Here is a 25,879-nt window from a genome sequence, read left to right as displayed (position 1 = left end):
CCGAATTTCGGAAGAAGCAAGAGGCTTCTCTTGTGATTTCTGGGGGAAATCAAAACGAATTCAAGATCATAGGTTCGGCGCCCGCCGAGAGCCGGATTTTGGATTGAAATCAGGGAAATTTGTGCCAGTGGCAGACACGTCCCAGCTTACTTCTGGTGTTGCCGAGCGCTATGCCTCGTCGCTTTTCGAGCTGGCGCTCGAACAGGGCGCCGTCGACAGCGTCACCGCCGATCTCGACCGTTTCCAGGCGATGCTGGATGAGAGCGCCGAACTGAAGCGCTTCGTCGCAAGCCCGGTTTTTTCCGCTGAGGACCAGCTGAAGGCGATTGTCGCCATCAGCGAGAGGGCCGGCATCAGCGGCTTCTTCGCCAATTTCCTGAAGGTCGTGGCGCGCAACCGCCGCCTGTTTGCCCTGCCTGGCATGATCAAGGCCTTCCGCATCATCGCCGCGAACCATCGCGGTGAAATCTCCGCCGAGGTCACCTCGGCGCATGCGCTTTCCGAGGCGCAGGAAACCGAATTGAAGGTGGCACTCAAGAGCGTTACCGGCAAAGACGTGACGATATCAGTCACGGTCGATCCGTCAATTCTCGGTGGTCTGATCGTAAAGGTCGGGTCCCGCCAGATTGATACGTCTCTTCGTACCAAACTCTCCACTCTTAAGCTCGCATTGAAAGAGGTTGGCTGATGGATATCCGCGCCGCGGAAATTTCCGCAATTCTCAAAGACCAGATCAAAAATTTCGGCAAAGAGGCAGAAGTCTCGGAAGTCGGCCAGGTTCTTTCCGTCGGTGACGGTATCGCTCGCGTTTACGGGCTGGACAATGTCCAGGCTGGTGAAATGGTCGAGTTCCCCGGCGGCATCCGCGGCATGGCCCTGAACCTTGAATCCGACAACGTCGGTGTCGTTATTTTCGGCTCCGACCGCGACATCAAGGAAGGCGACACCGTCAAGCGGACCGGCGCCATCGTCGACGTTCCGGTTGGTCCGGAACTGCTCGGCCGCGTCGTCGACGCGCTCGGCAATCCGATCGATGGCAAGGGCCCGATCAATGCGACGCGCCGTTCGCGCGTCGACGTCAAGGCGCCGGGCATCATTCCGCGCAAGTCGGTTCATGAGCCGATGTCGACCGGCCTCAAGGCCATCGATGCGCTGATCCCGGTCGGCCGCGGCCAGCGCGAGCTCGTCATCGGCGACCGCCAGACCGGCAAGACCGCCATCCTGCTCGATGCCTTCCTCAACCAGAAGGCCATTCACGAGAGCGGTCCGGAAGGCGAGAAGCTTTACTGCGTCTACGTCGCCGTCGGCCAGAAGCGCTCGACCGTTGCCCAGTTCGTCAAGGTTCTCGAAGAGCGTGGCGCCCTGAAGTATTCGATCATCGTGGCCGCCACGGCTTCCGATCCGGCGCCGATGCAGTTCCTCGCTCCGTTTGCCGGCTGCGCCATGGGCGAATATTTCCGCGACAACGGCATGCACGCGCTGATCGGTTACGACGACCTGTCGAAGCAGGCCGTGTCCTACCGCCAGATGTCGCTGCTGCTGCGCCGCCCGCCGGGCCGCGAAGCCTATCCGGGCGACGTTTTCTACCTGCACTCGCGCCTGCTCGAGCGCGCCGCCAAGATGAACGACGACAAGGGCGCGGGCTCGCTGACCGCTCTGCCGGTCATCGAAACGCAGGGCAACGACGTTTCGGCCTTTATTCCGACCAACGTCATCTCGATCACCGACGGCCAGATCTTCCTCGAAACCGACCTGTTCTATCAGGGTATCCGTCCGGCCGTTAACGTCGGTCTGTCGGTTTCCCGCGTCGGTTCGTCGGCTCAGATCAAGGCGATGAAGCAGGTTGCCGGCTCGATCAAGGGCGAACTCGCCCAGTATCGCGAAATGGCCGCCTTCGCCCAGTTCGGTTCGGACCTCGACGCTGCGACGCAGCGCCTGCTGAACCGCGGTGCACGCCTGACCGAACTCCTGAAGCAGCCGCAATTCTCGCCGCTGAAGACGGAAGAACAGGTCGCCGTGATCTTCGCCGGCGTCAACGGCTATCTCGACAAGCTGCCCGTCGCATCGGTCGGCAAGTTCGAGCAGGGCTTGCTTTCGTACCTGCGTTCGGAAGGCTCGGCCATCCTCGACGCGATCCGCACGGAAAAGGCAATCAGCGACGATACCAAGGGCAAGCTTACCGCTGCTCTCGATAGCTTCGCCAAGTCTTTCTCGTAATCGGGCCCGAAGTTAGGACGGATCACGGATGCCTTCACTCAAGGATCTGAAAAACCGGATCGCCTCCGTCAAGGCGACGCAGAAGATCACCAAGGCGATGAAAATGGTCGCCGCGGCGAAGCTTCGGCGTGCGCAGGAGGCGGCCGAGGCCGCCCGGCCTTATTCGCAGCGCATGGGTGCGGTTCTGGCGAATATCGCCAAGGCCGTCACCGATGCGGATGGCGCACCGGCGCTGATGACCGGCACCGGCCAGGACAAGGTCCATCTGCTGGTGGTCTGCACGGCCGAGCGCGGTCTTTGCGGCGGCTTCAACTCGCAGATTGCGCGCTTTGCGCGTGACCACGTCCGCAAGCTGGTCGCTGAAGGCAAGACGGTGAAGATCTTCACCGTCGGCAAGAAGGGCTACGACATCTTACGCCGTGAATATGCGCCGCTGATCATCGAGCGCAAGGAACTGCGCGACGTCAAGAAGATCGGTTTCGAAAATGCCGACCAGATCGGCAAGCGCATCATCGAGATGTTTTCGGCCGGCGAGTTCGACGTCTGCACGCTGTTCTACTCCGAATTCAAGTCGGTGATCAGCCAGGTTCCGACCGCGCAGCAGCTCATCCCGGCCAAGGCTCCGGAAGCCGCTGCCGAAGATGCCGCCCATGCCGGCGCCGTCTATGAATACGAGCCGGATCCGGCGTCGATCCTCGGCGATCTGATCCCGCGCAACATCTCCGTCCAGATCTTCCGCGCGCTCCTCGAGAACGTCGCAGGCGAGATGGGCGCCAAGATGAGCGCCATGGACAATGCGACGCGCAATGCTGGTGAGATGATCAACAAGCTGACACTGAGCTACAACCGTCAGCGTCAGGCGCAGATCACCAAGGAACTGATTGAAATCATTTCGGGCGCGGAAGCGCTCTGAGTTAGGAAAAGAGGGTAAGAAAATGGCTGAGGCAGCTACCCGCTCTGTCGGCAAAGTCACCCAGGTTATCGGCGCCGTCGTCGACGTTGCTTTCGAAGGCGAACTGCCGGCGATTTTGAACGCGCTCGAAACCGACAATAACGGCAACCGTCTGGTTCTCGAAGTCGCTCAGCATCTGGGCGAAAACGAAGTCCGCACCATCGCCATGGACTCGAGTGAAGGTCTCGTTCGCGGCCAGCAGGTCATTGATACGGGCGCTCCGATCTCGGTTCCGGTCGGCAACGAGACGCTCGGCCGCATCATGAACGTCATCGGCGAGCCGGTCGACGAAGCCGGTCCGCTGGTCACCGCCCATAAGCGCGCCATCCACCAGGATGCGCCTGCTTATGTCGAGCAGTCGACGGAAGCGCAGATCCTGGTCACCGGCATCAAGGTCGTCGACCTGCTGGCTCCCTACGCACGCGGCGGCAAGATCGGCCTCTTCGGCGGCGCAGGCGTCGGCAAGACCGTTCTGATCATGGAACTGATCAACAACGTCGCCAAGGCGCATGGTGGTTATTCGGTTTTCGCAGGCGTCGGTGAACGCACCCGCGAAGGCAATGACCTCTATCATGAAATGATCGAATCGAACGTCAACAAGCATGGCGGTGGCGAAGGCTCCAAGGCTGCGCTGGTTTACGGTCAGATGAACGAACCGCCGGGCGCCCGCGCCCGCGTCGCTCTGACGGGTCTGACGGTTGCGGAACACTTCCGCGACCAGGGTCAGGACGTTCTGTTCTTCGTCGACAACATCTTCCGCTTCACGCAGGCAGGTTCCGAAGTGTCGGCTCTGCTCGGCCGTATTCCTTCGGCCGTGGGTTATCAGCCGACGCTGGCAACCGACATGGGTCAGATGCAGGAACGCATCACCACGACGACGACCGGCTCGATCACCTCGGTTCAGGCCATCTACGTTCCGGCTGACGACTTGACCGACCCGGCACCGGCAACCTCGTTCGCCCACCTTGATGCAACGACGGTTCTGTCGCGTTCGATCGCTGAAAAGGGCATCTACCCGGCCGTCGACCCGCTCGACTCCACCTCGCGCATGCTCGACCCGATGGTTGTCGGCGAAGAGCACTACGAAGTCGCCCGTAAGGTTCAGTCGACGCTGCAGCGTTACAAGGCCCTGCAGGACATCATCGCCATCCTCGGCATGGACGAACTGTCCGAAGAGGACAAGCTGGCCGTCGCCCGCGCCCGTAAGATCGAGCGCTTCCTGTCGCAGCCGTTCTTCGTCGCCGAAGTCTTCACCGGTTCGCCGGGCAAGCTGGTTGCGCTCGAAGACACGATCAAGGGCTTCAAGGGCCTGGTCAACGGCGAATACGACAATCTGCCGGAAGCTGCCTTCTACATGGTTGGCTCGATCGACGAAGCCATCGAAAAGGCCAAGAAGCTCGCTGCCGCTTGATGAGCGACGCTCAGGACGAGATATTCTGCTGCGACTCCCTCAAGGGGGTCGTGGCGGAACTTCCGGAACCGGCAGCACCGACCGTCTATCGTGCCGATAACGGCGTGGTCATGATGGTCGTTGGGCTGGTTCAGACCGAGGAAGGCCTCGGATATCTCGACCAGGCGATACTGCACTGCCCGTTCTGCGGGACCAAATTGCAAGATGCAAAAGCCATAGCCGAGAAGGTAAGTCACTGATGGCTGACAATTTCAACTTTGAGCTCGTTTCGCCGGAGCGTCTGCTCTTGTCGGAGATGGTGACCGAGGTCGTCATTCCCGCAACCGAGGGCGAGATGACCGTCATGGCGCACCACGCGCCGACGATGACGACCATCAAGCCCGGTGTGGTGAGCGTGCGTTCGGCGTCCGGCAAGAAGCAGGACTACGTGGTGTTCGGCGGTTTTGCCGATATCCTGCCGACAGGCTGCACTTTGCTCGCCGAATCCGCCGTCCCGGTCGAGGAACTCCATAAGGACGAGCTGACCCGTCGGATCGAGGCTGCCCGCAAGGAGCTCGAACATGCAGAGCTGCACGAGCACAAGTCGAAGCTCGAGCATTTCATCATGGAACTGACGCATCTGCGCGGCATCGTCCAGCAGGACTGACCGGGTACGACAGCCTCAATGAAAGGGCGGCCTCGGTGGCCGCTTTTTTTGTGTCTGGCTTCTTCCTTGGATAGGGACAACAGCGTTGTCGTGCGACTTCAAACGAACGCGGCCGCCTGTTTTGGTCGAGAAAACAGACGGCTTCAATCAGATCAGGAAAACTCCAAAAGCGCTCTCCAATTCTTTGGGAGTCGCCTGAGCTGCTGGCGGATCATGCAGCCGCAGCTTGTCGCAGCGTCTCAGAAGCCGGTGCCGCCGCGTAGCTCGATGATCAGTGTCTTGAACAGGATCTTCAGGTCGAGCAGCAGGCTGAAATTCTTGACATAATAGATATCACAGGCGATGCGGGCCCGAGCTGCCAGCGGCCTTGTCGTCGGGCCGCGCCAGCCGCGTGTTTGCGCGAGGCCGGTGATGCCGGGGCGCATGACGTGTCGCTGGTGGTAGTTCGGCACCACTTCCTCGTAGAGCCTGCCGGCTGCGCGCATGTTGATGGCATGGCAGCGTGGGCCGACCAGGGACATCTCGCCCTTGAGGACGTTCAGCAGTTGCGGCAGTTCGTCGATATTGGTCCTGCGGAGCATTGCGCCGATGGCGGTCATCCTGACGTCGCCCTTGACGGTCTGCTGGACGCCGCTGGGATCGCAAGCTTCCGCCCGCATCGAGCGGAATTTGAAGACGTTGATCTTCCGGCCGTTCAGGCCCCAGCGGATCTGGCGGAAGAACACCGGACCGCCATCGTCGAGCTTGATGAAGAGAGCGATCGCCAGAAAAAGCGGCGCCAGCACGAGGAGGGCGCTGGCCGAGATGACGATGTCGATCAGCCGTTTCACGGCCAACCGCAGTGCCGGCTTTGCTTTGCCATTGGCAAAGCTCTCCGGCTGGCGAATGTTGGAATTCGCTATGACCAGGGTCCTGGTTTTGGTCTGACGCTGAGACGGATCGAAGCGTGAACTCGTCTTCGAAGTAAAAGCATACATTAAGCAAGGCCCACAAGTTTAGATGCAATTCTGAACTGTGTGGAGACAAATACATGCTCAGGTAAGGTTTGTCATCGTCATAATTAACAAATCGCTAACCCTGGAGACACCAAAAATGGGAGTATTCCTGGTTAACCTTAATGCCTATAGTTGAGGCGAAAACAATATTATACTTTAAAAGGAGTAGCCCGATCGGGTGGGCGAGATGTCAGACGGTTTCCGAATTCGATCGCCGGTCGTTCCAGCAGATGGTAGCTGAGACTTGCCACCAGAAGGACAAGCGCCGCCGTCAGTGCGCAGGATTGCAGCCAGCCGATGACGACATTGTCCGAGGAAGCGCCGAACGAACCGGGGTCGAGTTTCTGGATCAATGTCAGGATGATCTCCTGCCAGATATAAATGCCGAACGAGATCTTGGCGACGTAGCGGACGGGAGCGTTGTCGAGCAACCTGCCGAGGCGATGCGAATGGCAGAGCGATACGAGTGCGGTTGCGATCGCCAGCGGAAAGACCGGAAATCCGTAGGGGATGTCTAGCCAGCCGTAAGCCTCGGCCGAACCGCCTGGCGATATGGCGAGGCGGTAGCCGGCAATGGATAAAGCGAGAAGTGCTGCGGCATCGAACCAGAAGGAACGCCTTGCAGGCAGCATAACGTCGATGCCGGCGGCAAGCGCGCCGAGCGCGAAGAGGGCGAAGAAGGCGATCGGATTGTAGTTGGGCATCCATTCCTTCGCCCCGCCCTGCAGGCCATAGGCCCAGCCCCGCCCGATGTCGTCCAGCGCGAAGAACCTGAGGATCGCCAGATGGGCAATAAGGACGACGGCAATGACGCAGAGCCAGGCGGAACGGGCCAGCAACCGGCGCTGCCGCAGCCGCGGCAGGCGAAACAAGAGGAAAAAGCAGCCCGGCAGGAGCACATAGCTGGTGACCTCGAAGGGGATGGACCAGAGCGGTCCGTCGGCTTCGACAGGGAAAAACGTGCGCCAATGCCATTGGCTCATGAACAGCATTCCGGAAACATAGCGAATTGCAAGCTCCGGTGTCAGCGGCACGGCAAGCAGCGTCAGGCTGACCATAAAGCCGACGGTGGCGGCGACCCAGAAGCCGGGGGCAATCCGCGCCGCCCTGCGGATGGCATAGCTGGCAAGGCTCGGCATGTCGCTGCCGGCATCGAGCGCGCGCCAGAAAGGCCGGGCCAGAAGAAAGCCGCTGAGCACGAAGAAAATGGCGACGCCGAAATTGCCGAAGCGGAGAATATGCGCCGCCGGTGCCAATTCATCGGGAATTCGGCGCATATCCAGCCGGAGCGCGAGATGATGAGCAAGCACCAGCAGGCAGGCCGTCGCGCGCAGAAAGTCCGCTCCGGCCAGCCTCTCCTGTGGTCGCATGTCGTTCCTCACCCTGCCCGATCCGGCTCAAACCGCACCAAGCAAAAGCTTGCCGTGGAACCCCGCCTCGGGCAAGGCCGGGACGGGTTCAGCCGAGAAGTTCGTTGGTATAATAGGTGGAAAAGTCCGGCTTCTCCTTGAGCTTTGCGCCATTCGCATCGACCAGGATGCCGTTCTCGAGCAGGAAGGCGCCGATGGCATCGGCCTTCGCCGGATCGATTGTGCCGATCACGCCGGCCTCGGATTTGAGGAAATGCCCATCGATCAATGCCTTCTGGGACGCCTTTACCAGTTCCGTATTCATCAGAGCGCCATTGCTGTTGGAAATCAGCAGTTCGCAGGCTTCGTCGGGATGGTCGACGGAGTAGGCATAGCCCTGGCGCGTCGCCTGGATAAAGGCGCGGGCGTGTTCCCGGCTGGCCGAGAGATAGGCGTCGCTGGAGACGATGACCGTCGTCTGCTCGTCGGGAATACCGTAATCGGAATAGTGGAAGCGGCCGATCTTGCGGTTTTCCAGTTCGGCGGCGATGCCTTCCCAGGTGTAGATCTCCAGCGTGAAATCGATCGAGCCATTGTCCAGCGCCTCGTAGGCGGAGGTGCCGAGGGTGACGGTTTTGACGTCGCCCGTGCCGCCGTCGTTGCGAATCATCGCCGCGACCAGCGCGCTCTCCCAGGTGCCGCCGAAGCCGCCATAGGTCTTGCCGTCGAGATCCTTTGGGCGCTTGATGTCGTCGCGTCCGCCCTTGTAGATCAGGCGCGCGGTTTCGGTCTGGACGACGCCATAGACCATCTTCACGTCACCGCCGCCGGCGCGCTGCGTCATGGCCTCGATCTCGCTGCTAATGCCGAAATCGGCAACCCCGTTCGACACCAGCGTGCCGGCGCTGGTATCGGTAAAGGGTAGAATTTCGACATCGAGTCCGGCGGCCGCATAGAAGCCCTTCGCCTTGGCGACATAGATGCCGATATGGTTGGTGTTGGGCGTCCAGTCGAGCGCAATGCGAACCTTTGCCGGCGCTGACTGGGCGAAGGCGGTGCGGCCGGCGAGGCTTGTCGCGAGGGCGGCGAGGATCGTCTGTCGACGGGTGAGAAGCAGCATGGTGACCTCCTCAGGTCTCTAGAGCATGATGCCGAAAAGGTGAGCGGTCTTCGGACAACGTCATGCTCTAACTCTTTAAATCAGAACGGGATTCGGAATTTGGGCCGACCGGCCTAAAATCATCCTGTTCTAGCGGATGAAGCAGGGTTTGCAGGATTTCGGTCTCGATCGCCTGGGCCGCCGGCGAGCCGAGATCGGCGATGCTTCTCGGGCGGGGCAGGGGAACGCGGAATTGGCGGATGATACGCGCCGGGCGGGCCGATAGCACGTAGATCCGGTCGGAGAGGAATACCGCCTCGCGAACATCGTGGGTGATCAACAAGGCCGTCCAGCGATGTTGCGTCCACATGCCCTGCAGCCATTCCTGGATCTGCATGCGTGTCAGCGCGTCCAGCGCGCCGAAAGGCTCGTCGAGGAGCAGCATGTCCTGGCTCTGGACGACGGTGCGCAACAGCGCGGCGCGCTGGCGCATGCCGCCGGAAAGTTCGGCGGGATAATGGTGTTCGAAGCCGGCAAGGCCGAAGTGCTCGAACAGCGGCGCCACCGTGGCGCGGGCGGCGCGGCGGCTCATGCCGCGCACCTCCAGGCCGAGTGCGGCATTGTCGATGATCCGGCGCCAGGGCATCAGCGCATCGCGTTGCGGCATGAAGGCGAAGGAATGCGGCGTCTGTTCGAGGGGCGCGCCCTTGAACAGCAGGGCGCCGGAATCGGGTCGCAGCGCCTGGGTCAGCAATCGAAGCACCGTCGATTTTCCGGAGCCGGAGGGGCCGACGATCGAAACGAACTCGCCGCTTGCGACCGCGAGCGAAATATCGCCGAGCACCTGCATGCCGTCGAAGGTTTTCGAAATCTTACGCAGTTCGACCAGTTCATCGGTCATCGGCGGCGCTCCCCGGACGGTTGCCAGGGCATGACGAGACGCTCGATCATCAGCGTCACTGCGAAGAGGCAGAGTGTCAGCACGGCGCTGACGACGACGGCGGCGAGGACGAGATCCGGCCGGAAATTGTTCTTGGCGTTGAGGATATAGATGCCGAGGCCGCGCGCGGCTCCCGCATATTCGGCAAAGATCGCGCCAACGACGGCATAGGTAATCGAGATCCTGAGGCCGGCGAAAAAATAGGGCAGCGAGGAGGGAAGCCGGGCCAGGCGGAAAATGCGCCAGCGGCTTGCCTTCATCGAGTTCAAGAGTTCAGCGATGTCGCGGTCGGTCGCCTCATAACCCTGCAGCAGGGCGACGAGCAGCGGGAAGAAGGTGACGAGCGCTACCAACAAAATCTTCGGCAACAGGCCGAATCCGAACCAGAGAACGACGAGCGGCGCGATCGCCACCAGCGGCAGAGTCTGGCTGCCAATGAAGATCGGCAGCAACGCCCGGCGCATGGAGGGCATGAAATCCATCAGGATCGACGAGACGAAAGCGAAGGCGAGCGACAGGGCGAAGCCACCGAGTGTGGCGCCGAGCGTTGGCCAGGTGTTTGCTATTAACGCTTCGCGGTTCAGCCAGCCCTGAGTGAGAATGCGCGAAGGTGCTGGCAGGATGGATGGTTTGATGCCGGAAAGATCGACATAAAGTTCCCATGCGGCCAGAAAGACAAAACCGGCGAGCAGGGCCGGGATCGCCCGGTACAGGCCGGCACCGAGCGCGGCAAGACGCGTATCCGATGGTGGTGGCGATGTCATCAACGTCGATTTCAGGCTTTCGTCCGGCTGCATGAGTCTTCAAATCGGAATCGATCCAAGGTCATGCAGCAAATCAAAGCGCTGCAGCCTCCTTTCAGCGCTTGAATAGTCGCGCGGCGGCGCAGATACGCAAACCTGTCGAAGACATCGAGAATGGTGCCGGGGAAGCCGCCGGACATCGGCCAGGGTGACACTTGTGCGCTCGGAAACATCTGAACCTCGCTCCGCTGGCATTACCCAGATCAGCTTTGAAGGGTCCGGAGGCTTGCGCTTCTCATCTCAGCCCCGGCGACACGGAGCTCCCCTGTGATTTCGGCGAAAACTATCATCGAGGTTTTCTTACCGCAACCGCAAAATCACGATCCCGTTCGTCTGGTCGGAACCGAACCGCAGAGGCGAAAAAACACCCGGACGGAGTTCTGTCCGGGTGTTTTCCGAGGTTCCGTACCTGCCGGGAACGGAACCCGAGCTCGTCTTGGACGGCTCTCTATCTGCAGGACGCGGCCGGTGCGAGGGCCGCAAATGCCGGCGCCATGATTTCGGTCTGTTATCGCCTGGTGATCGCGCGTCGCTTCTTCCTGCTTTACGACCGGTGGAGTAGGCCTTATAAAACCTCAACTAATATTGAGGTCAAGAGGGTGATGGATACGATTTCTGCAACGCCGCTCGGCAGGCTTCTGACGGTTGGCGAAGTGGCGGAACGCAGTGGTCTTGCCGTTTCGGCGCTGCATTTCTATGAGGCCAAGGGGCTGATCTCCAGCATCCGTACACGCGGCAATCAGCGGCGCTACGGACGTGACGTGCTTCGCCGGCTCGGCATCATCAAAGTGGCGCAGCGTGTCGGCATTCCGCTCTTAGAAATCCAGACGGCGTTCGCCTCTCTGCCGCAGGAGCGCACACCGACGGTTGCCGACTGGCAGACGCTGTCGGCGCGCTGGAAGAATGAACTCGACGAGCGAATCAGACGGCTCAGCCTGCTGCGCGACCGCCTGACCGGCTGCATCGGCTGCGGCTGCCTGTCGATCGAGAGCTGTCCGTTGCGCAATCCCTGCGATCGGCTTGGCGAAGAAGGGCCGGGTGCGCGGCTACTGGAGACCGAGAACGAAAGCTGAGCTTTCCCGAGGTCTCCGGCGGAAAGATCGGTGCGTGCCTTTCTTTCGGCCGGCGCGCTCATATGTTAAGGGCGAAGGGCGCAACCGGCGGCATTGTCCGCGAGGAGGACGGCTTCGTGTTCCATCCGAGACTATTCGAAAATCGCAATGTCGTCGTCACCGGCGCCGGCCGGGGTATCGGCCTCGAGGTGGCCCGCCAGTTCCTGGATTGCGGCGCGAAGGTGATCGTCCATACCGGCCGCAAACCTGGGCGGGATCTGCCGGATTTCCTGCTGACGGCCGAATCGGAAAGACGGGCGCTGTTGCTGCACGCTGATTTCACCGCCGTCGGCGGCGCCGCGCAATTTGCGGAGGATGCTCTCGCCTTTTTCGACAAGGTGCATGTGCTCGTCAACAATGCCGGCACCATGCTCGGCCGTTTTCCGGCTGCGACGCTGACGGACGCAGATTATGAAGCGATCGTGCGGCTGAACCAGACGTCGGTGGTGGCGCTGACCCGGGCGCTGTTGCCGGCATTGAAGGCGGCCGAAGGCGCGGCCATCGTCAACACCGTTTCGATTTCAGCGCTGACCGGCGGCAGTCCCGGTTCTTCGGTCTATTCGGCCTCGAAAGCCTTCGTTTCCACCTATTCCAAGGCGCTTGCCCGTGAGCTGGCGCCGGATGGCATCCGGGTCAATTGCGTCTCGCCGGGAACGATCGAGACGGATTTCCATGAGCGCTATTCCTCACGCGAAAAGCTGGAGCAGACGAAGAAGACCATACCTTTACAGCGGCTCGGCACGGCGGAGGATTGTGCTCCCGCCTATCTCTTTCTGGCCGCCCCTTTGCTTTCGGGCTACATCACCGGTCAGGTGATCGAGATCAATGGCGGCCAGCTTATCTGCTGATTTGCTTGGACTTTTTTTGGCATTTCGTTACTTTGGAATAATTCGCTTGTGTGAATATGCTATTGTACTGATCTACCTCAGTGCTTCCTTCCGAGATACCGAATGCCGTTGCCCAAACCCGAGCCGGGGATGTCCGGCCAGGACTTGCACAAACTCGCTGGAAAAGCCCACGAGGCGAGCGATCTGCTGAAAGCGCTGGCGCACCAGACCCGACTTCTGATTCTGTGCATATTAGCGAATGAGGAGCGGACGGTCGGTGAAATCGAGACTATTCTCGGCATTCAACAGGCAATGGTCTCGCAGCAGCTCGCGCGCCTGAGGCTTGTAGGTCTGGTCAATACACGCCGCGAAGGCAGGCTGGTTTATTACAGCATCGGCGATCTCAGTGTGCTCGCCTTCCTCGAATCGCTGTTCGATCTTTTTCCGGCTGCCGAAAACGGTTAAGCATGTCGCGTAGCGCGGCGGCTGCGCACGAGGATGGGCTGGATCCGGATGACCTCACGCCGGATCGGGAGACCGGATGATCGACAAGCTGGAATTCTTCATCGCCCTTGCCAATGAAAAGCATTTCGGCCGCGCCGCGGAGGAATGCGGGATCTCGCAGCCGACGCTCTCGGCCGCCATCCGCCAGCTGGAGGATCAGCTCGGCGTCATGCTGGTGCAGCGCGGGTCGCGATATCAGGGGCTGACGCCGGAGGGGCAGCGCGTGCTCGAATGGGCGCGGCGCATCGTCGGCGATGCCCGCACCATGCGCCAGGAAATGCGCGCGGCGCGGCGCGGTCTTTCCGGCCACATTCGTCTCGCCGCCATCCCGACGGCCCTCGCCATGCTTTCGCGCATCACCACGCCCTTTCAGGAACGACATCCGGGCGTCACCTTCTCGATCGTCTCGCGCAATTCGCTGCAGGTGTTGAGCATGCTCGAAAATCTCGAGATCGATGCCGGTATCACCTATCTCGAAAATGAGCCGCTCGGGCGTGTCACCAGTGTTCCCCTCTATGCCGAGCGTTATCACCTGATCACGGCTGCGGGCAGCCCGCTGTCCGATCGCGACAACGTGACCTGGAAGGAGGTCGGCGATCTTCGGCTTTGTCTATTGACCGCCGACATGCAGAACCGACGCATCATCAACCGGCACCTGACGGAAGCGGGGGCCACAGTGCATCCGACACTCGAATCCAACTCGATGATCGTGCTGTTCTCGCATGTCAGAACCGGACGTTGGGCCAGCATCATGCCGCGCAACGTCGCGAAATCATTTGGATTCCCAATTGAAATCCGAATGATTCCGATTGTTGAGCCGGAGGCCCACCATCTGGTCGGCCTCGTCGCGCCCTATCGCGAGCCGTTCACGCCGCTCGTGTCGGCCTTGCTGCATGAAGCGCGAGTGCTCGTGCAGGATGAAGAGCTCTGATAGGAAAAACCTATCGATCCACGAGATAGCTTTATTGATCGTCGCCGGCTTCCTTGAGATGCTGGGCGACGAATGGCCTCGGCTGGGGAGGGCGCCATTCCGCAACCAGCGGCTGGGAGGGCTGCCCTATGACCATTCATATCGCCGAAGGCGATATTGCAGCGCGCACGCGTACCATTGTCGCCGACCTTCGCTTCCTTGAAGGGCCGCTGCTTCCCATTCTGCATCAAGTTCAGCAGGAATTCGGGTATGTGCCGCAGCAAGCCCTGCCCGTGATCGCGGAGGAACTGAACCTCTCGCGCGCCGAGGTGCATGGGGTAATGACCTTTTATCACGATTATCGCGACCACCCCGCGGGGCGACATGTGCTGAAGCTCTGTCGCGCCGAGGCCTGTCAGTCGATGGGCGGCGACGCGCTGGCTGAGCGCGTCAAGGCGCTGCTCGGCATCGATTTTCACCAGACGACGCTCGATGGCAGCGTGACGCTGGAGGCGGTCTACTGCCTCGGGCTCTGCGCCTGCGGCCCGTCGGCGATGCTCGACGGCGAGGTGTATGCCCGGGTCGACGATCAGCTGGCGACGGAACTCGTCGCGGAGGCGCGCCGATGACAGTCAAGATTTATGTTCCGCGCGATGCCGCTGCGCTGGCGCTCGGGGCCGAAAAGGTGGCAAAGGCGATTACCCAGGAGATCGTCGCCCGCGGCCTTGATGCCGAGATCGTGCGCAACGGCTCGCGCGGAATGTTCTGGCTGGAGCCGCTGATCGAGGTCGAGCTTGCCGGCAAGCGCATCGGCTACGGACCGGTGAAAGAAAGGGATGTGCCCGGTCTTTTCGACGCCGGGATCGTCAATGGCGGCGATCACCCGCTCTGTCTCGGGGAGGTTGAAGACCTCCCGTTCCTGAAGCAACAGACCCGCCTGACCTTCGCCCGCTGCGGCGTGATCGATCCGCTCTCACTTTCGGATTACGAGGCGCATGGCGGCCTTGAAGGCCTTCGCCGCGCCGTTTCGATGGCGCCCGCGGAAATCGTCAAGGAGGTCACCGATTCCGGCCTGCGTGGACGCGGCGGCGCGGGTTTCCCCACAGGCATCAAGTGGAAGACCGTTCTCGATGCGGCCGGCGACCGCAAATATATCGTCTGCAATGCCGATGAAGGCGACAGCGGCACCTTTGCCGACCGGATGATCATGGAGGGCGATCCCTTCGTGCTGATCGAGGGCATGGCGATTTCGGGACTTGCGACCGGTGCCACGAAGGGCTTCGTCTATACGCGTTCGGAATACCCGCATGCGATCGCCGCGATGACCGAGGCCGTCGGCATCGCGCGGCAGGCCGGGATCCTCGGCCCGTCGGTGCTCGGCTCGGGCCGCGCTTTCGATATCGAGGTGCGCACCGGCGCCGGCGCCTATGTCTGCGGCGAGGAGACAGCCCTTTTGAACAGCCTCGAAGGCAAGCGCGGCGTCGTGCGCGCCAAGCCGCCGCTGCCGGCGCATAAGGGACTATTCGACTGTCCGACCGTCATCAACAACGTGATCTCGCTCGCCTCCGTGCCCGTGATCATGGAGAAGGGCGCCGCCTTCTATCGCGATTTCGGCATGGGCCGCTCGCGCGGCACCATCCCGCTGCAGATCGCCGGCAATATCAGATATGGCGGTCTTTACGAAACAGCCTTCGGTCTTTCACTCGGCGATATCGTCGACAGGATCGGCGGCGGTACGGCGACCGGACGGCCGGTCAAGGCCGTGCAGGTCGGCGGGCCGCTTGGAGCCTATTTCCCGCGGGCCCTGTTCGACACGCCGTTCGATTACGAATCCTTCGCCGCCCGGGACGGGCTGATCGGCCATGCCGGCATCGTCGTCTTCGACGACACCGCCGATATGCTGAAGCAGGCGCGTTTCGCCATGGAATTCTGCGCCGTCGAAAGCTGCGGCAAGTGCACGCCTTGCCGCATCGGCTCGACGCGCGGCGTCGAGACGGCCGACAAGATCGCCCATGGCATCGAGCCGGAGAAGAACCGGGCGCTGCTGGCCGATCTCTGCAACACGATGAAATTAGGCTCGCTCTGCGCGCTCGGCGGTTTCACGCCTTATCCCGTCATGAGCGCGATGACGCATTTCCCGGAGGATTTTTCGCCGGCGCCGATCGTGGAGGCTGCCGAGTGATGACATCTCACGTGCTGGCCCGCTTCTCGCCCGACTTGCTCAATTCCATTTCCATACAGGAGGCCGACCATGTCTCTCATCCATGAAATCGACTACGGCACTCCCGCTTCGAAATCGGAAACAATGGTGACGCTGACCATTGACGGGCAGCAGATCAGCGTGCCGGAGGGCACGTCGATCATGCGCGCCTCGATGGAGGCCGGTATCGAGGTGCCGAAGCTCTGCGCCAGCGACATGATGGATGCCTTCGGCTCCTGCCGGCTCTGTCTCGTCGAGATCGAGGGCCGGGCCGGCCTGCCGGCCTCCTGCACGACGCCGGTGGCGGCCAACATGGTGGTGCGCACGCAGACGGATCGGCTGAAGGATGTCCGCCGCGGCGTGATGGAACTCTACATTTCCGACCACCCGCTCGACTGTCTGACCTGTGCTGCCAACGGCGATTGCGAATTGCAGGACATGGCAGGCGCCGTCGGCCTGCGCGACGTGCGCTACGGCTATGACGGCGACAACCATGTCAGGGCACGCAACAATGGCGAGATCAATCTGAAATGGACGCCGAAGGACGAGTCCAATCCCTATTTCACCTTTGACCCCTCCAAGTGCATCGTCTGTTCGCGCTGCGTGCGCGCCTGCGAGGAGGTGCAAGGCACCTTCGCGCTGACGATCGAGGGGCGCGGTTTCGGCTCCAAGGTGTCGTCGGGTGCGCATGAAGCCTTCATCGATTCCGAATGCGTCTCCTGCGGTGCCTGCGTCCAGGCCTGCCCGACGGCGACGCTGACCGAGAAGTCGGTGATTGCGATCGGTCAGCCCGAGCATTCGGCCATCACCACCTGCGCCTATTGTGGCGTCGGCTGTTCCTTCAAGGCGGAAATGCGCGGCGAGGAGCTGGTGCGCATGGTTCCCTGGAAGGATGGCCAGGCCAATCGCGGCCATTCCTGCGTCAAGGGTCGCTTCGCTTACGGCTATTCCAACCATAAGGATCGCATCCTCAACCCGATGATTCGCGAGAAGGTCAGCGATCCCTGGCGCGAGGTAAGCTGGGACGAGGCCTTCGCGCATGTGGCGTCGGAGTTCCGCCGCATCCAGTACCAGTATGGCCGCGAGGCGATCGGCGGCATCACCTCGTCGCGTTGCACCAATGAGGAAACCTATCTGGTGCAGAAGCTGGTCCGCGCCGGCTTCGGCAACAACAATGTCGATACCTGCGCCCGCGTCTGCCACTCGCCGACCGGCTACGGCCTCGGCCAGACATTCGGCACCTCGGCCGGCACGCAGAATTTCGACAGCGTCGAACAGTCCGATGTCGTCGTCATCATCGGCGCCAATCCGACCGACGGTCATCCGGTGTTCGCCTCGCGGCTGAAGAAGCGGCTGCGCCAGGGCGCCAAGCTCATCGTCATCGATCCTCGCCGCACCGATATCGTCCGGTCGCCGCATGTCGAGGCTTCCTATCACCTGCCGCTGAAGCCGGGCACCAATGTCGCGGTCATGACGGCGTTGGCGCATGTGATCGTCACCGAAGGGCTCTATGACGAGAAGTTCATCCGCGAGCGTTGCGATTGGTCGGAGTTCGAGGACTGGGTCGCTTTCGTCGCCGAACCCCAGCACAGCCCCGAACAGTCCGAGATCTTCACCGGCGTGCCGCCGGCGGATCTGCGCGGCGCGGCAAGGCTCTATGCCAAGGGCGGCAACGGCGCGATCTATTACGGTCTAGGTGTCACCGAACACAGCCAGGGTTCGACCACGGTCATCGCGATCGCCAATCTGGCGATGGCGACCGGCAATATCGGCCGTCCCGGCGTCGGCGTGAATCCGCTGCGCGGCCAGAACAACGTGCAAGGCTCCTGCGACATGGGCTCCTTCCCGCACGAGCTGCCGGGCTATCGGCATATTTCCGACGATGCGACCCGCGATATCTTCGAAAAGCTCTGGGGTGTGAAGCTCAACAACGAGCCGGGCCTGCGAATCCCGAACATGCTGGATGCGGCGGTCGACGGTTCCTTCAAGGGCCTCTATGTCCAGGGTGAGGACATTCTCCAGTCAGATCCCGACACCAAACATGTCGCGGCCGGCCTTGCGGCGATGGAATGCGTCGTCGTGCAGGACCTGTTCCTCAACGAGACTGCCAATTACGCCCATGTCTTTCTGCCGGGCTCGACCTTCCTCGAGAAGGACGGCACCTTCACCAATGCCGAGCGCCGCATCAATCGTGTGCGCAAGGTGATGTCGCCGCGCAACGGTTATGGCGACTGGGAGGTGACGCAGAAGCTTGCCCAGACGATGGGGCTCGACTGGAACTACAATCATCCGTCGGAGATCATGGACGAGATCGCGGCAACGACGCCGAGTTTCGCCTTGGTATCCTACGACTATCTCGACAAGATGGGCTCGGTGCAGTGGCCCTGCAACGAGAAGAACCCGCTCGGCTCGCCGATCATGCATGTCAACGGCTTCGTGCGCGGCAAGGGCAAATTCATCCGCACCGAATATGTGGCCACCGACGAACGCACCGGTCCGCGTTTCCCGCTGCTGCTCACCACCGGCCGCATCCTCAGCCAGTACAATGTCGGGGCGCAGACGCGGCGGACCGAGAATGTCGTCTGGCATGCGGAAGACCGGCTGGAAATCCATCCGCACGATGCCGAACAGCGCGGCGTTCGCGACGGCGACTGGGTGAAGCTCATGAGCCGCTCCGGCGACACGACGCTCCGGGCGTTGATCACCGATCGTGTGGCGCCGGGCGTCGTCTATACGACCTTCCATCACCCCAATACGCAGGCGAACGTCATCACCACCGATTTCTCCGACTGGGCGACGAACTGCCCGGAATATAAGGTGACGGCGGTGCAGGTTTCGCCTTCCAACGGTCCGAGCGACTGGCAGATGGAATATGACGAGCAGGCGCGGCAATCCCGCCGCATCGCCGGCAAGCTCGAGGCCGCGGAGTGATGATGAGGGGGTGGGCTGGGATCGACGGTGAAGCGGAGGCGGGTGTTTTTCATCCTGTTGCCGCATGGTAGATTTCCCCACCACCGCGCATGCCCCCGAAACCACCCGCCGTAACGGCATCATGCACAGCGGCTCTCGTATCGTGCCGGAGGAAGTGCCGATCGCCTTTTCCTATGGCGGCAGCTCGCATGCGGTGATGATGGCGACGCCCGCCGATCTCGAAGATTTTGCCGTCGGCTTCAGCCTGAGCGAAGGGATCATTGCTGAGCGGGCGGAGATATCGGGTATCGAGGTCGTTGCGGGTGAGCAGGGGATCGACGTGCAGGTCAGCCTTGTCGACGACGTCGCCGATCGGCTGCGGGCGCGGCGCCGCAGCATGGCGGGGCCGGTCGGCTGCGGGCTCTGTGGCATCGAATCGATCGAACAGGCAGTGCGGCCGGTGCCGGATGTCTCGGCATCACCACTGGCGCTCTCGCATGCCGATATCGTTCGCGCCGTTTCGATTCTGAACGAGGCGCAGCCGCTGCATCGCGAGACGCGGGCGGTGCATGGCGCCGCCTTCTATCGTCCCGGCAAGGGATTGCTTGCCGTGCGCGAAGATGTCGGCCGGCACAATGCGCTGGACAAGCTTTGCGGCGCCGTCATCGGCTGCGGCGAAAGCGGCGATGACGGCGCCGTCGTCGTCACCAGCCGGCTTTCGGTCGAGATGGTGCAGAAGGCGGCAATCCTCGGCAGCCCGGTGCTTATCGCCATTTCAGCGCCGACGGCGCTCGCCATTCGCACGGCCGACCAGGCCGGCATGACGCTTGTCGCCCTGGTGCGCGGCGATGACTTCGAAATTTTCACCCACCCGCACCGCATCTCGCCCGGAAACATCGCCGATGTCGCATGATACCAAGACCAAACTCGTCTATATGGCAAACCAGATCGCCACCTTCTTCAAGAGCCAGCCGGCAAGCGAGGCCGCGGACGGGGTCGCCAATCATATCAACAAATTCTGGGAGCCGCGCATGCGGCGGCAATTGTTCGAAATTCTGGAAAAGGAGGAAAACGGCCTGGATGCCCTCGTGCTGCAGGCCGCTCCGATGATCCGCAAACCGGAAGCGGAAACACACCAGGTCCGGTAACCCAACTGACTCATGCCGACAAAGGCAGCAGCATGCCGCCTTTGTCATTTGACAGCCTCAAAATTTAAATCGATTTAAATAAAAACAGTCGGTAATTCAAAGTGTTACAGCGTCCTTTGCGCTCCCGAAGACGGGCGGCGCTTCAATCACAGCAAGGTCTGAAACAAGGAGGAGTTGTTCATGACGGCAGCGGAATCACGTACAGACGGAGCGGTGGCAGGCTCAGGCCTGCTCGATCGCGAAAGGATCGTGGCCAGGCCCGGTTTCAACAGGTGGCTGGTGCCGCCGGCCGCACTCGCCATCCATCTCTGCATCGGTATGGCCTATGGTTTCAGCGTGTTCTGGCTGCCGCTGTCGAAGTCGCTGGGGATCACGGCGTCGACCGCCTGCCCCGATCAGACGCTCGCCTCGGCGCTGTTCACCACGACCTGCGACTGGCGGGTTGCCGACCTCGGCTGGATCTATACGCTGTTTTTCGTCCTGCTCGGCTCGTCGGCCGCCATCTGGGGCGGCTGGCTCGAGCGAGCCGGCCCGCGCAAAGCGGGTGTCGTTTCCGCCTGCTGCTGGTGCGGCGGCATCTTGCTGGCTGCCCTCGGCGTCATCACCCATCAGCTCTGGATGATGTGGCTCGGCGCCGGCGTCATCGGCGGCATCGGTCTTGGGCTCGGTTACATCTCGCCGGTCTCGACGCTGATCAAATGGTTTCCCGACCGGCGCGGCATGGCGACCGGCATGGCGATCATGGGCTTCGGCGGCGGCGCGATGATCGGGGCTCCACTTGCCAATCTGTTGATGAATGCCTTCAAGACCGAGACATCGGTCGGCGTCTGGCAGACCTTCATCGTCATGGCAGCGATCTATTTCGTCTTCATGATGGGCGGCGCCTTCGGTTACCGCATTCCGCCGGCCGGCTGGCGCCCGGAAGGCTGGACGCCGCCGGCGGCCAAGAGCACGATGATCACGACCAAACACGTGCATCTGCGTGACGCCCACAAGACCAAGCAGTTCTGGCTGATCTGGGCGGTGCTTTGCCTCAACGTTTCGGCCGGCATCGGCGTTCTCGGCATGGCTTCGCCGATGCTGCAAGAAATCTTTGCCGGCTCGCTGATCGGCCTGCCAGATGTCGGTTTCGCCCAGCTCGACGCCGGGCAGAAGGCGGCGATCGCCACGATCGCCGCCGGTTTCGCCGGCCTGTTGTCGCTCTTCAATATCGGCGGGCGGTTCTTCTGGGCGTCATTGTCCGATAAGATCGGCCGCAAGAATACCTATTACTGCTTCTTCCTCATCGGCATCGTGCTTTATGCGCTGGCGCCCAGCTTCGCAGGCATGGGCAACAAGGCGCTGTTCGTTCTCGCCTTCGGTATTATCCTGTCAATGTATGGCGGCGGCTTTGCGACCATCCCGGCCTATCTCGCCGATATTTTCGGCACGCAATTCGTCGGCGCCATCCACGGCCGGCTGCTGACGGCCTGGGCAACGGCCGGCATCGTCGGTCCGGTCGTCGTCAACTATATCCGTGAAGCGCAGATTGCAGCCGGCGTTGCACCCGGCCCGGCGCTTTATACTGGCACCATGTATATCCTCGCCGGCATGTTGGCGCTCGGCCTCATCGCCAATGCGTTTGTCAGGCCGCTCCCGGACAAGTGGTTCATGAGGGATGACGAGGTCGCGGCGCTGCAGGCGAAGTCGGCCGCCGTCAATGCCGGGCCGACCGGTTCCTTCGGCATCGGCACCGGCGGGCTGGATGCCAAGGCGATGCTCGCCTGGTCTGTCGTCGGCATTCCGCTGCTCTGGGGTGTCTGGGTCACGCTGAAGGCGACTTTCGCGCTGTTCGGCTGAGATATGAAAGCGCGCCGCAGGGCTCATGCGGCACGTTTTATCCCAGCTCTATGCAGAACAGTGGCGCGGTATGGAACCGAGGTCAGAACTCTTCCCAGCTCTGCGCAGTCGCAGTCGCCGCGCCGTGCGCCTTGGCAACACGGGAAACGAGATGCAGCGCCGGCGAACCTGTTTGTTTTGCTTCTAGCCCGACACCGGCGGGCGATTGGGCCTGGATCCGGGGCTGACCGGGCAGGCGGAATCTTGTCAGCATGATCCGCAGCGTTTCGGCTTCTCTCGCAAGGCTGTGGCTAGCGGCGGTGCTCTCCTCGACCATGGCGGCATTTTGCTGGGTTGCCTGATCAAGTGTGTTGACGGCCTGGTTGATTTCCTTGAGGCCGGTTGCCTGTTCCCTTGAGGCTTCGACGATGGCGACGACATTGCCGTCGATATCGCCGACCTGTGTGACGATTTCCTCTAGCGCCTTGCCGGTCTGGCCGACGAGGCCGACGCCGTTCTTGACGAGGTCGCTCGACGTATTGATCAGCGCCTTGATCTCCTTGGCGGCGTTGGCTGAGCGCTGGGCAAGTTCGCGGACCTCCTGGGCCACCACGGCGAAACCTTTGCCGGCTTCGCCGGCGCGGGCCGCCTCGACGCCGGCGTTCAATGCCAGAAGATTGGTCTGAAAGGCGATATCGTCGATGACGCCGATGATGTTGGTGATTTCGCGCGAGGACTGCTCGATCTGGTCCATGGCGGCGACGGCGTTGCGGACCACGACGCCCGACTGCTCGGCGCCCTGCTTGGTCATGGCGACGAGGCGGCCGGCTTCCTCGGCGCGACGGCTGGAATCGTTGACTGTCGTGGTGATTTGCTCCAGCGCGGCTGCGGTCTCCTCGATCGATGCCGCCTGCTGTTCCGTCCGCTTGGAGAAGGAATCCGCCGATTCGCCAATCTCGCGTGAGCCGGCGGCGATCGTGCTGCCATTCTCGCCGATCGTCTTCATCGTCTCGGCAAGGCCTGTGACCGCGGTGTTGAAATCGTGGCGCAACTGCTCCATCGAGGGGACAAAGGGCGTGTCCACCGTCCTCGTCAGATCTCCTTCTGAAAGCTGACGCAGCGCGCTGCCGAGCATGGAAATCGCGCTCATGCGCTCTGTGACGTCGGTTGCGAACTTCACGACCTTGTAGACCTTGCCGTCGGCATCGACGATCGGATTATAGGCTGCCTGGATCCAGATTTCGCGGCCGCCCTTGCCGAAACGGACGAATTCGTTGGCGATGAATTCCCCGTTGGCGAGGCGCCGCCAGAAGCTGCCGTAGTCCTCGGTTCTGACATAGGCCGGGTCGCAGAACATGCTGTGATGTTTGCCGGTGATTTCGGCCAGGGAATATCCCATGGCCTGGCAGAAATTCTCGTTCGCGGTGAGGATCTCACCCTTCGGGGTGAACTCGATTACCGCCTGTGAGCGCGAGATCGCCTCAAGCTTGCCGGAATCCTCGACCGCCTGCTTTTTCGCGGCAGTGATATCGGCGGCAAATTTCACCACCTTGAATGGCTTTCCACCCTTTGAAACAGGATTATAGGAAGCCTGGATCCATATTTGCCGGTTGCCCTTGGCAAGACGCTTGTAAGCGCCGGCATCATATTCGCCGCGTCCGAGCCGCGTCCAGAAGGCGCGATATTCCGCGGTCGCAGCATAGGCCGGCTCGCAGAACATGCTGTGATGTTTGCCGACGATCTCGTTCAGGCGATAACCCAGCGCGCTGCAGAAATTCTCATTTGCCGTCAGGATATTTCCGCTGAGATCGAATTCAATGATCGCCTGCGATTTGGAGATGGCGTCAAGAATGTATTTCGAATCGGAGCTTAGAGCAAACATATCTGTCCCTTTGAGATGCGCAGCATCTGCTGTTTCGGCCGGAGAAGCGAGGGGGCGGGCGAGGTATGCCGGCCCTGGGAAGAACCGGCTAGCCGGTTATATCCCTCCGTGCCGGAGACTATCATCCGTATGCTTCACCTCCATGCTGAGGGAGCGTGGTTAATATTGTGTATTAAAGCTACTGCTAATAATATTGTATCAGTGCGATTTGCTTTCGGGCCTAAGAAAAAACCGCCCCGGAGCGGGCGGTTTCGGTATTGTGTTTGTCTAAATGAGATCAGGCCGCCAGTTCGTCCGTCTCGTTTTCCTTGAACATCTTGGCGAGGTTCAGGAAGCAGATCATGCCGTTTTCCGAAGCGATGATTCCTTCGCAATAGGCGCGGTCGAAAGAGGCGGTCACCTCAGGCACCGGCTGGACCTGGCTGGACGAAATGGTCAGAATATCCGAGACGCGGTCGACGAGCATGCCGATGACCATGCTGTGAACCTCGGCGACGACGATGGCGCTGCGTTCGTTGGCGACGGTGCTCTTCATTCCGAGCTTGTAAGCAAGGTCGATGATCGGGATCACCGAGCCGCGCAGGTTCATGACGCCGATGACATCGGCCGGCGCGTGCGGGATCGGCGTCGACGGCGCCCAGCCGCGGATTTCGCGGATGGTTGTGGTCTTGACGCAGAATTCCTGATCATGCAGGCGGAAGGCAATGATCTCGAGCGTATCGCCGCTGAAGCTAGTGGAATTGATCGTGGCCATTAGAATTCTTCCCAACTGTCGTAAGCCAAAGCAGAAGCGGGAGCGCCCCCATTGGCGCTGACGAGCTTTGCCTTCACACCACGCGATGGCTTTGCGTTCGGCGAAGCATCGTTACGGTTACGACGACATTAGCGAAAGAGTGTTGCCCAAATCTAAATCGGAAGCCCGATTAACCAGGTTTTCAATCTCGATTTACGTCAGCCTATGGTCTTTTCGATCTGCGAAACCGCCCAATCCACCTGTTCTCTGGTGATGACCAAAGGCGGAGCGAGGCGAATCGTATGATCGTGGGTATCCTTGGCGAGAAGGCCGCGTTCCTTCAGCGCCTGGCAATATTGCCGCGCACCGCCCGCTTCGGGTTCCAGCTCGACGGCCATCATCAGACCGCGGCCGCGCACATCGCGAACGATGTTCGAGCGCATCGACTTCAGGCCTTCGAGAAAATAGTCGCCCATCGCTGCGGCGTTTTCGATCATGCCTTCTTCCGTCAACACCTTCAGCGCGGTGCGCGCCACCGCGCAGGCGAGCGGGTTGCCGCCGAAGGTCGAGCCGTGCTGGCCGGGTTTCAGCACCCCCAGCACCTCGGAATTCGAAAGCACGGCGGAAACGGGGTAGAAACCGCCGGACAGCGCTTTGCCGATCAGCGTCACATCGGCCTCGATGCCCTCATGCTCTTCCGCCAGCAGTTTGCCGGTGCGGCCGAGACCGGTCTGGATCTCGTCGAGGATGAGGGTGACGTTGTTATCAGTGCAAAGCTCGCGGATGCGGGTAAAATATCCGGCCGGCGGGATGATGACGCCGGCTTCCCCCTGGATCGGCTCGATCAGCGCGGCGACCGTATTGCCGTTGATGGCGGCCTCGAAGGCCTCGGCATCGCCGAAGGGAATGGTGCGGAAGCCCGGCGTGTAGGGGCCGAAGCCGTTGCGGGCGTCGGGATCGGTGGAGAAACTGATGATGCTCAGCGTCCGGCCATGGAAATTATCGGCGCAGACGATGATCTCCGCCTGGCCTTCCGGCACGCCCTTGACCTCGTATCCCCATTTGCGCACCGCCTTGATGGCGGTCTCCACGGCTTCAGCGCCGGAATTCATCGGCAGAATCTTGTGCGAGCCGGTGAGCGCCGCCAGCTCTTCATAGAGATAGGCGAGCTGGTCATTGCGGAAGGCGCGGGAGGTGAGGGTCAGCCGGCCCGCCTGCTCGACCATGGCGGCAAGGATTTTTGGGTGACAATGGCCCTGGTTGACGGCGGAATAGGCCGAAAGGCAATCGAGATAACGATTGCCGTCGGTATCCCAGACATGAACGCCTTCGCCGCGCGTCAGCACCACGTCGAGCGGCTTGTAATTATTGGCGCCGAGCCGCTGTTCCGTCGCAATCAATTTTTCCGAAGCGTTCATGGTCC

General features: G+C 61.4%; 24 protein-coding genes. 16 read left to right on the top strand and 8 right to left on the bottom strand.

Annotation, left to right across the window (positions count from 1 at the left end; all coding sequences use genetic code 11):
* The first annotated feature begins 121 nt into the window (after positions 1 to 121).
* Genes N2597_RS18875 through N2597_RS18850 form a run of 6 tightly spaced genes read left to right on the top strand, consistent with a single transcriptional unit; the run spans position 122 to position 5,226 of the window.
* Positions 122 to 688, top strand: a complete 567-nt coding sequence (locus N2597_RS18875; protein WP_170961502.1) for a F0F1 ATP synthase subunit delta — start codon at positions 122 to 124, stop codon at positions 686 to 688.
* Positions 688 to 2,217 (top strand): F0F1 ATP synthase subunit alpha, encoded by a 1,530-nt coding sequence (atpA, locus tag N2597_RS18870; RefSeq protein WP_039622598.1) that lies wholly within the window; start codon positions 688 to 690, stop codon positions 2,215 to 2,217. The genes N2597_RS18875 and atpA overlap by 1 nt, the downstream gene beginning before the upstream one ends.
* Before the next feature lie 28 nt (positions 2,218 to 2,245).
* Positions 2,246 to 3,130 (top strand): F0F1 ATP synthase subunit gamma, encoded by an 885-nt coding sequence (locus tag N2597_RS18865; RefSeq protein ID WP_038691718.1) that lies wholly within the window; start codon positions 2,246 to 2,248, stop codon positions 3,128 to 3,130.
* Positions 3,131 to 3,152: 22 nt separating this feature from the next.
* Positions 3,153 to 4,580, top strand: coding sequence for a F0F1 ATP synthase subunit beta (gene atpD / locus N2597_RS18860; protein ID WP_038691716.1), 1,428 nt, complete (start codon positions 3,153 to 3,155; stop codon positions 4,578 to 4,580).
* The gene (locus N2597_RS18855) at positions 4,580 to 4,819 is read left to right on the top strand and encodes a hypothetical protein (protein ID WP_009984701.1); all 240 of its coding nucleotides are present in this window, start codon (positions 4,580 to 4,582) and stop codon (positions 4,817 to 4,819) included. The genes atpD and N2597_RS18855 overlap by 1 nt, the downstream gene beginning before the upstream one ends.
* The gene (locus tag N2597_RS18850; protein WP_010053653.1) at positions 4,819 to 5,226 is read left to right on the top strand and encodes a F0F1 ATP synthase subunit epsilon; all 408 of its coding nucleotides are present in this window, start codon (positions 4,819 to 4,821) and stop codon (positions 5,224 to 5,226) included. Before N2597_RS18855 ends, N2597_RS18850 begins: the two co-directional genes overlap by 1 nt.
* 239 nt (positions 5,227 to 5,465) lie before the next feature.
* Here the strand turns inward: N2597_RS18850 and N2597_RS18845 are convergent, their stop codons facing one another.
* The 5 genes from N2597_RS18845 to N2597_RS18825 all read right to left on the bottom strand — a co-directional run bounded on the left by N2597_RS18845 (position 5,466) and on the right by N2597_RS18825 (position 10,373).
* Positions 5,466 to 6,203 (bottom strand): sugar transferase, encoded by a 738-nt coding sequence (locus tag N2597_RS18845; protein WP_038691714.1) that lies wholly within the window; start codon positions 6,201 to 6,203, stop codon positions 5,466 to 5,468.
* 167 nt (positions 6,204 to 6,370) lie between these two features.
* The gene (locus tag N2597_RS18840; protein ID WP_096762017.1) at positions 6,371 to 7,591 is read right to left on the bottom strand and encodes an acyltransferase family protein; all 1,221 of its coding nucleotides are present in this window, start codon (positions 7,589 to 7,591) and stop codon (positions 6,371 to 6,373) included.
* Positions 7,592 to 7,679: 88 nt separating this feature from the next.
* Positions 7,680 to 8,690 (bottom strand): ABC transporter substrate-binding protein, encoded by a 1,011-nt coding sequence (locus N2597_RS18835; protein ID WP_096762016.1) that lies wholly within the window; start codon positions 8,688 to 8,690, stop codon positions 7,680 to 7,682.
* A gap of 67 nt (positions 8,691 to 8,757) precedes the next feature.
* A complete protein-coding gene (locus N2597_RS18830) occupies positions 8,758 to 9,570 on the bottom strand; it encodes an ABC transporter ATP-binding protein (RefSeq protein WP_009996363.1) in 813 nt (270 codons plus the stop codon).
* Entirely contained in the window at positions 9,567 to 10,373 is an 807-nt protein-coding gene (locus tag N2597_RS18825; protein ID WP_038692787.1) for an ABC transporter permease, read from the bottom strand. The genes N2597_RS18830 and N2597_RS18825 overlap by 4 nt, the downstream gene beginning before the upstream one ends.
* 641 nt (positions 10,374 to 11,014) lie before the next feature.
* Here N2597_RS18825 and soxR point away from each other — a divergent pair.
* From soxR to N2597_RS18775, 10 genes are all read left to right on the top strand, one after another.
* Positions 11,015 to 11,485, top strand: a complete 471-nt coding sequence (gene soxR, locus N2597_RS18820) for a redox-sensitive transcriptional activator SoxR (RefSeq protein WP_096762015.1) — start codon at positions 11,015 to 11,017, stop codon at positions 11,483 to 11,485.
* A 116-nt stretch (positions 11,486 to 11,601) separates the two neighbouring features.
* The gene (locus N2597_RS18815) at positions 11,602 to 12,372 is read left to right on the top strand and encodes an SDR family NAD(P)-dependent oxidoreductase (protein WP_038692786.1); all 771 of its coding nucleotides are present in this window, start codon (positions 11,602 to 11,604) and stop codon (positions 12,370 to 12,372) included.
* A gap of 102 nt (positions 12,373 to 12,474) precedes the next feature.
* On the top strand, positions 12,475 to 12,816 hold the full coding sequence (locus N2597_RS18810) for an ArsR/SmtB family transcription factor (RefSeq protein WP_038691705.1): 342 nt from the start codon (positions 12,475 to 12,477) through the stop codon (positions 12,814 to 12,816).
* Positions 12,817 to 12,892: 76 nt separating this feature from the next.
* Positions 12,893 to 13,786, top strand: coding sequence for a LysR family transcriptional regulator (locus N2597_RS18805; protein WP_096762014.1), 894 nt, complete (start codon positions 12,893 to 12,895; stop codon positions 13,784 to 13,786).
* A gap of 128 nt (positions 13,787 to 13,914) precedes the next feature.
* Complete coding sequence (locus N2597_RS18800) at positions 13,915 to 14,394, top strand: formate dehydrogenase subunit gamma (protein ID WP_039622586.1); 480 nt, start codon at positions 13,915 to 13,917, stop codon at positions 14,392 to 14,394.
* On the top strand, positions 14,391 to 15,947 hold the full coding sequence (locus N2597_RS18795; RefSeq protein WP_096762013.1) for a formate dehydrogenase beta subunit: 1,557 nt from the start codon (positions 14,391 to 14,393) through the stop codon (positions 15,945 to 15,947). Before N2597_RS18800 ends, N2597_RS18795 begins: the two co-directional genes overlap by 4 nt.
* A 69-nt stretch (positions 15,948 to 16,016) precedes the next feature.
* Positions 16,017 to 18,896 (top strand): formate dehydrogenase subunit alpha, encoded by a 2,880-nt coding sequence (gene fdhF, locus N2597_RS18790; protein ID WP_096762012.1) that lies wholly within the window; start codon positions 16,017 to 16,019, stop codon positions 18,894 to 18,896.
* A gap of 64 nt (positions 18,897 to 18,960) precedes the next feature.
* Positions 18,961 to 19,788 (top strand): formate dehydrogenase accessory sulfurtransferase FdhD, encoded by an 828-nt coding sequence (gene fdhD, locus N2597_RS18785; protein ID WP_096762011.1) that lies wholly within the window; start codon positions 18,961 to 18,963, stop codon positions 19,786 to 19,788.
* Positions 19,778 to 20,023, top strand: a complete 246-nt coding sequence (locus N2597_RS18780; RefSeq protein ID WP_009986553.1) for a formate dehydrogenase subunit delta — start codon at positions 19,778 to 19,780, stop codon at positions 20,021 to 20,023. Before fdhD ends, N2597_RS18780 begins: the two co-directional genes overlap by 11 nt.
* Before the next feature lie 180 nt (positions 20,024 to 20,203).
* Positions 20,204 to 21,862 (top strand): OFA family MFS transporter, encoded by a 1,659-nt coding sequence (locus N2597_RS18775; RefSeq protein WP_096762010.1) that lies wholly within the window; start codon positions 20,204 to 20,206, stop codon positions 21,860 to 21,862.
* Positions 21,863 to 21,944: 82 nt separating this feature from the next.
* On the opposite strand, the gene N2597_RS18770 is transcribed toward N2597_RS18775, so the two are convergent.
* From N2597_RS18770 to rocD, 3 genes are all read right to left on the bottom strand, one after another.
* A complete protein-coding gene (locus N2597_RS18770; protein ID WP_183598589.1) occupies positions 21,945 to 23,723 on the bottom strand; it encodes a methyl-accepting chemotaxis protein in 1,779 nt (592 codons plus the stop codon).
* 277 nt (positions 23,724 to 24,000) lie between these two features.
* Positions 24,001 to 24,477 (bottom strand): chemotaxis protein CheW, encoded by a 477-nt coding sequence (locus N2597_RS18765; RefSeq protein WP_007632607.1) that lies wholly within the window; start codon positions 24,475 to 24,477, stop codon positions 24,001 to 24,003.
* A gap of 197 nt (positions 24,478 to 24,674) precedes the next feature.
* A complete protein-coding gene (gene rocD / locus N2597_RS18760) occupies positions 24,675 to 25,874 on the bottom strand; it encodes an ornithine--oxo-acid transaminase (protein ID WP_183598587.1) in 1,200 nt (399 codons plus the stop codon).
* Positions 25,875 to 25,879: the final 5 nt, after the last annotated feature.

The sequence above is a fragment of the Rhizobium sophoriradicis genome, from assembly GCF_025200795.1.
GTDB lineage: Bacteria > Pseudomonadota > Alphaproteobacteria > Rhizobiales > Rhizobiaceae > Rhizobium > Rhizobium sophoriradicis.
This window is presented reverse-complemented; position numbering and strand designations above follow the sequence as displayed.

Excerpts from the sequence above, each read along its gene's own strand:
- atpA (WP_039622598.1), top strand. The coding sequence starts at position 688 with ATGGATATCCGCGCCGCGGAAATTTCCGCAATTCTCAAAGACCAGATC.
- N2597_RS18865 (WP_038691718.1), top strand. The coding sequence starts at position 2,246 with ATGCCTTCACTCAAGGATCTGAAAAACCGGATCGCCTCCGTCAAGGCG.
- atpD (WP_038691716.1), top strand. The coding sequence starts at position 3,153 with ATGGCTGAGGCAGCTACCCGCTCTGTCGGCAAAGTCACCCAGGTTATC.
- N2597_RS18855 (WP_009984701.1), top strand. The coding sequence starts at position 4,580 with ATGAGCGACGCTCAGGACGAGATATTCTGCTGCGACTCCCTCAAGGGG.
- N2597_RS18850 (WP_010053653.1), top strand. The coding sequence starts at position 4,819 with ATGGCTGACAATTTCAACTTTGAGCTCGTTTCGCCGGAGCGTCTGCTC.
- N2597_RS18845 (WP_038691714.1), bottom strand. The coding sequence starts at position 6,203 with ATGTATGCTTTTACTTCGAAGACGAGTTCACGCTTCGATCCGTCTCAG.
- N2597_RS18840 (WP_096762017.1), bottom strand. The coding sequence starts at position 7,591 with ATGCGACCACAGGAGAGGCTGGCCGGAGCGGACTTTCTGCGCGCGACG.
- N2597_RS18835 (WP_096762016.1), bottom strand. The coding sequence starts at position 8,690 with ATGCTGCTTCTCACCCGTCGACAGACGATCCTCGCCGCCCTCGCGACA.
- N2597_RS18830 (WP_009996363.1), bottom strand. The coding sequence starts at position 9,570 with ATGACCGATGAACTGGTCGAACTGCGTAAGATTTCGAAAACCTTCGAC.
- N2597_RS18825 (WP_038692787.1), bottom strand. The coding sequence starts at position 10,373 with ATGACATCGCCACCACCATCGGATACGCGTCTTGCCGCGCTCGGTGCC.
- soxR (WP_096762015.1), top strand. The coding sequence starts at position 11,015 with ATGGATACGATTTCTGCAACGCCGCTCGGCAGGCTTCTGACGGTTGGC.
- N2597_RS18810 (WP_038691705.1), top strand. The coding sequence starts at position 12,475 with ATGCCGTTGCCCAAACCCGAGCCGGGGATGTCCGGCCAGGACTTGCAC.
- N2597_RS18805 (WP_096762014.1), top strand. The coding sequence starts at position 12,893 with ATGATCGACAAGCTGGAATTCTTCATCGCCCTTGCCAATGAAAAGCAT.
- N2597_RS18800 (WP_039622586.1), top strand. The coding sequence starts at position 13,915 with ATGACCATTCATATCGCCGAAGGCGATATTGCAGCGCGCACGCGTACC.
- N2597_RS18795 (WP_096762013.1), top strand. The coding sequence starts at position 14,391 with ATGACAGTCAAGATTTATGTTCCGCGCGATGCCGCTGCGCTGGCGCTC.
- fdhF (WP_096762012.1), top strand. The coding sequence starts at position 16,017 with ATGTCTCTCATCCATGAAATCGACTACGGCACTCCCGCTTCGAAATCG.
- fdhD (WP_096762011.1), top strand. The coding sequence starts at position 18,961 with ATGGTAGATTTCCCCACCACCGCGCATGCCCCCGAAACCACCCGCCGT.
- N2597_RS18780 (WP_009986553.1), top strand. The coding sequence starts at position 19,778 with ATGTCGCATGATACCAAGACCAAACTCGTCTATATGGCAAACCAGATC.
- N2597_RS18775 (WP_096762010.1), top strand. The coding sequence starts at position 20,204 with ATGACGGCAGCGGAATCACGTACAGACGGAGCGGTGGCAGGCTCAGGC.
- N2597_RS18770 (WP_183598589.1), bottom strand. The coding sequence starts at position 23,723 with ATGTTTGCTCTAAGCTCCGATTCGAAATACATTCTTGACGCCATCTCC.
- N2597_RS18765 (WP_007632607.1), bottom strand. The coding sequence starts at position 24,477 with ATGGCCACGATCAATTCCACTAGCTTCAGCGGCGATACGCTCGAGATC.
- rocD (WP_183598587.1), bottom strand. The coding sequence starts at position 25,874 with ATGAACGCTTCGGAAAAATTGATTGCGACGGAACAGCGGCTCGGCGCC.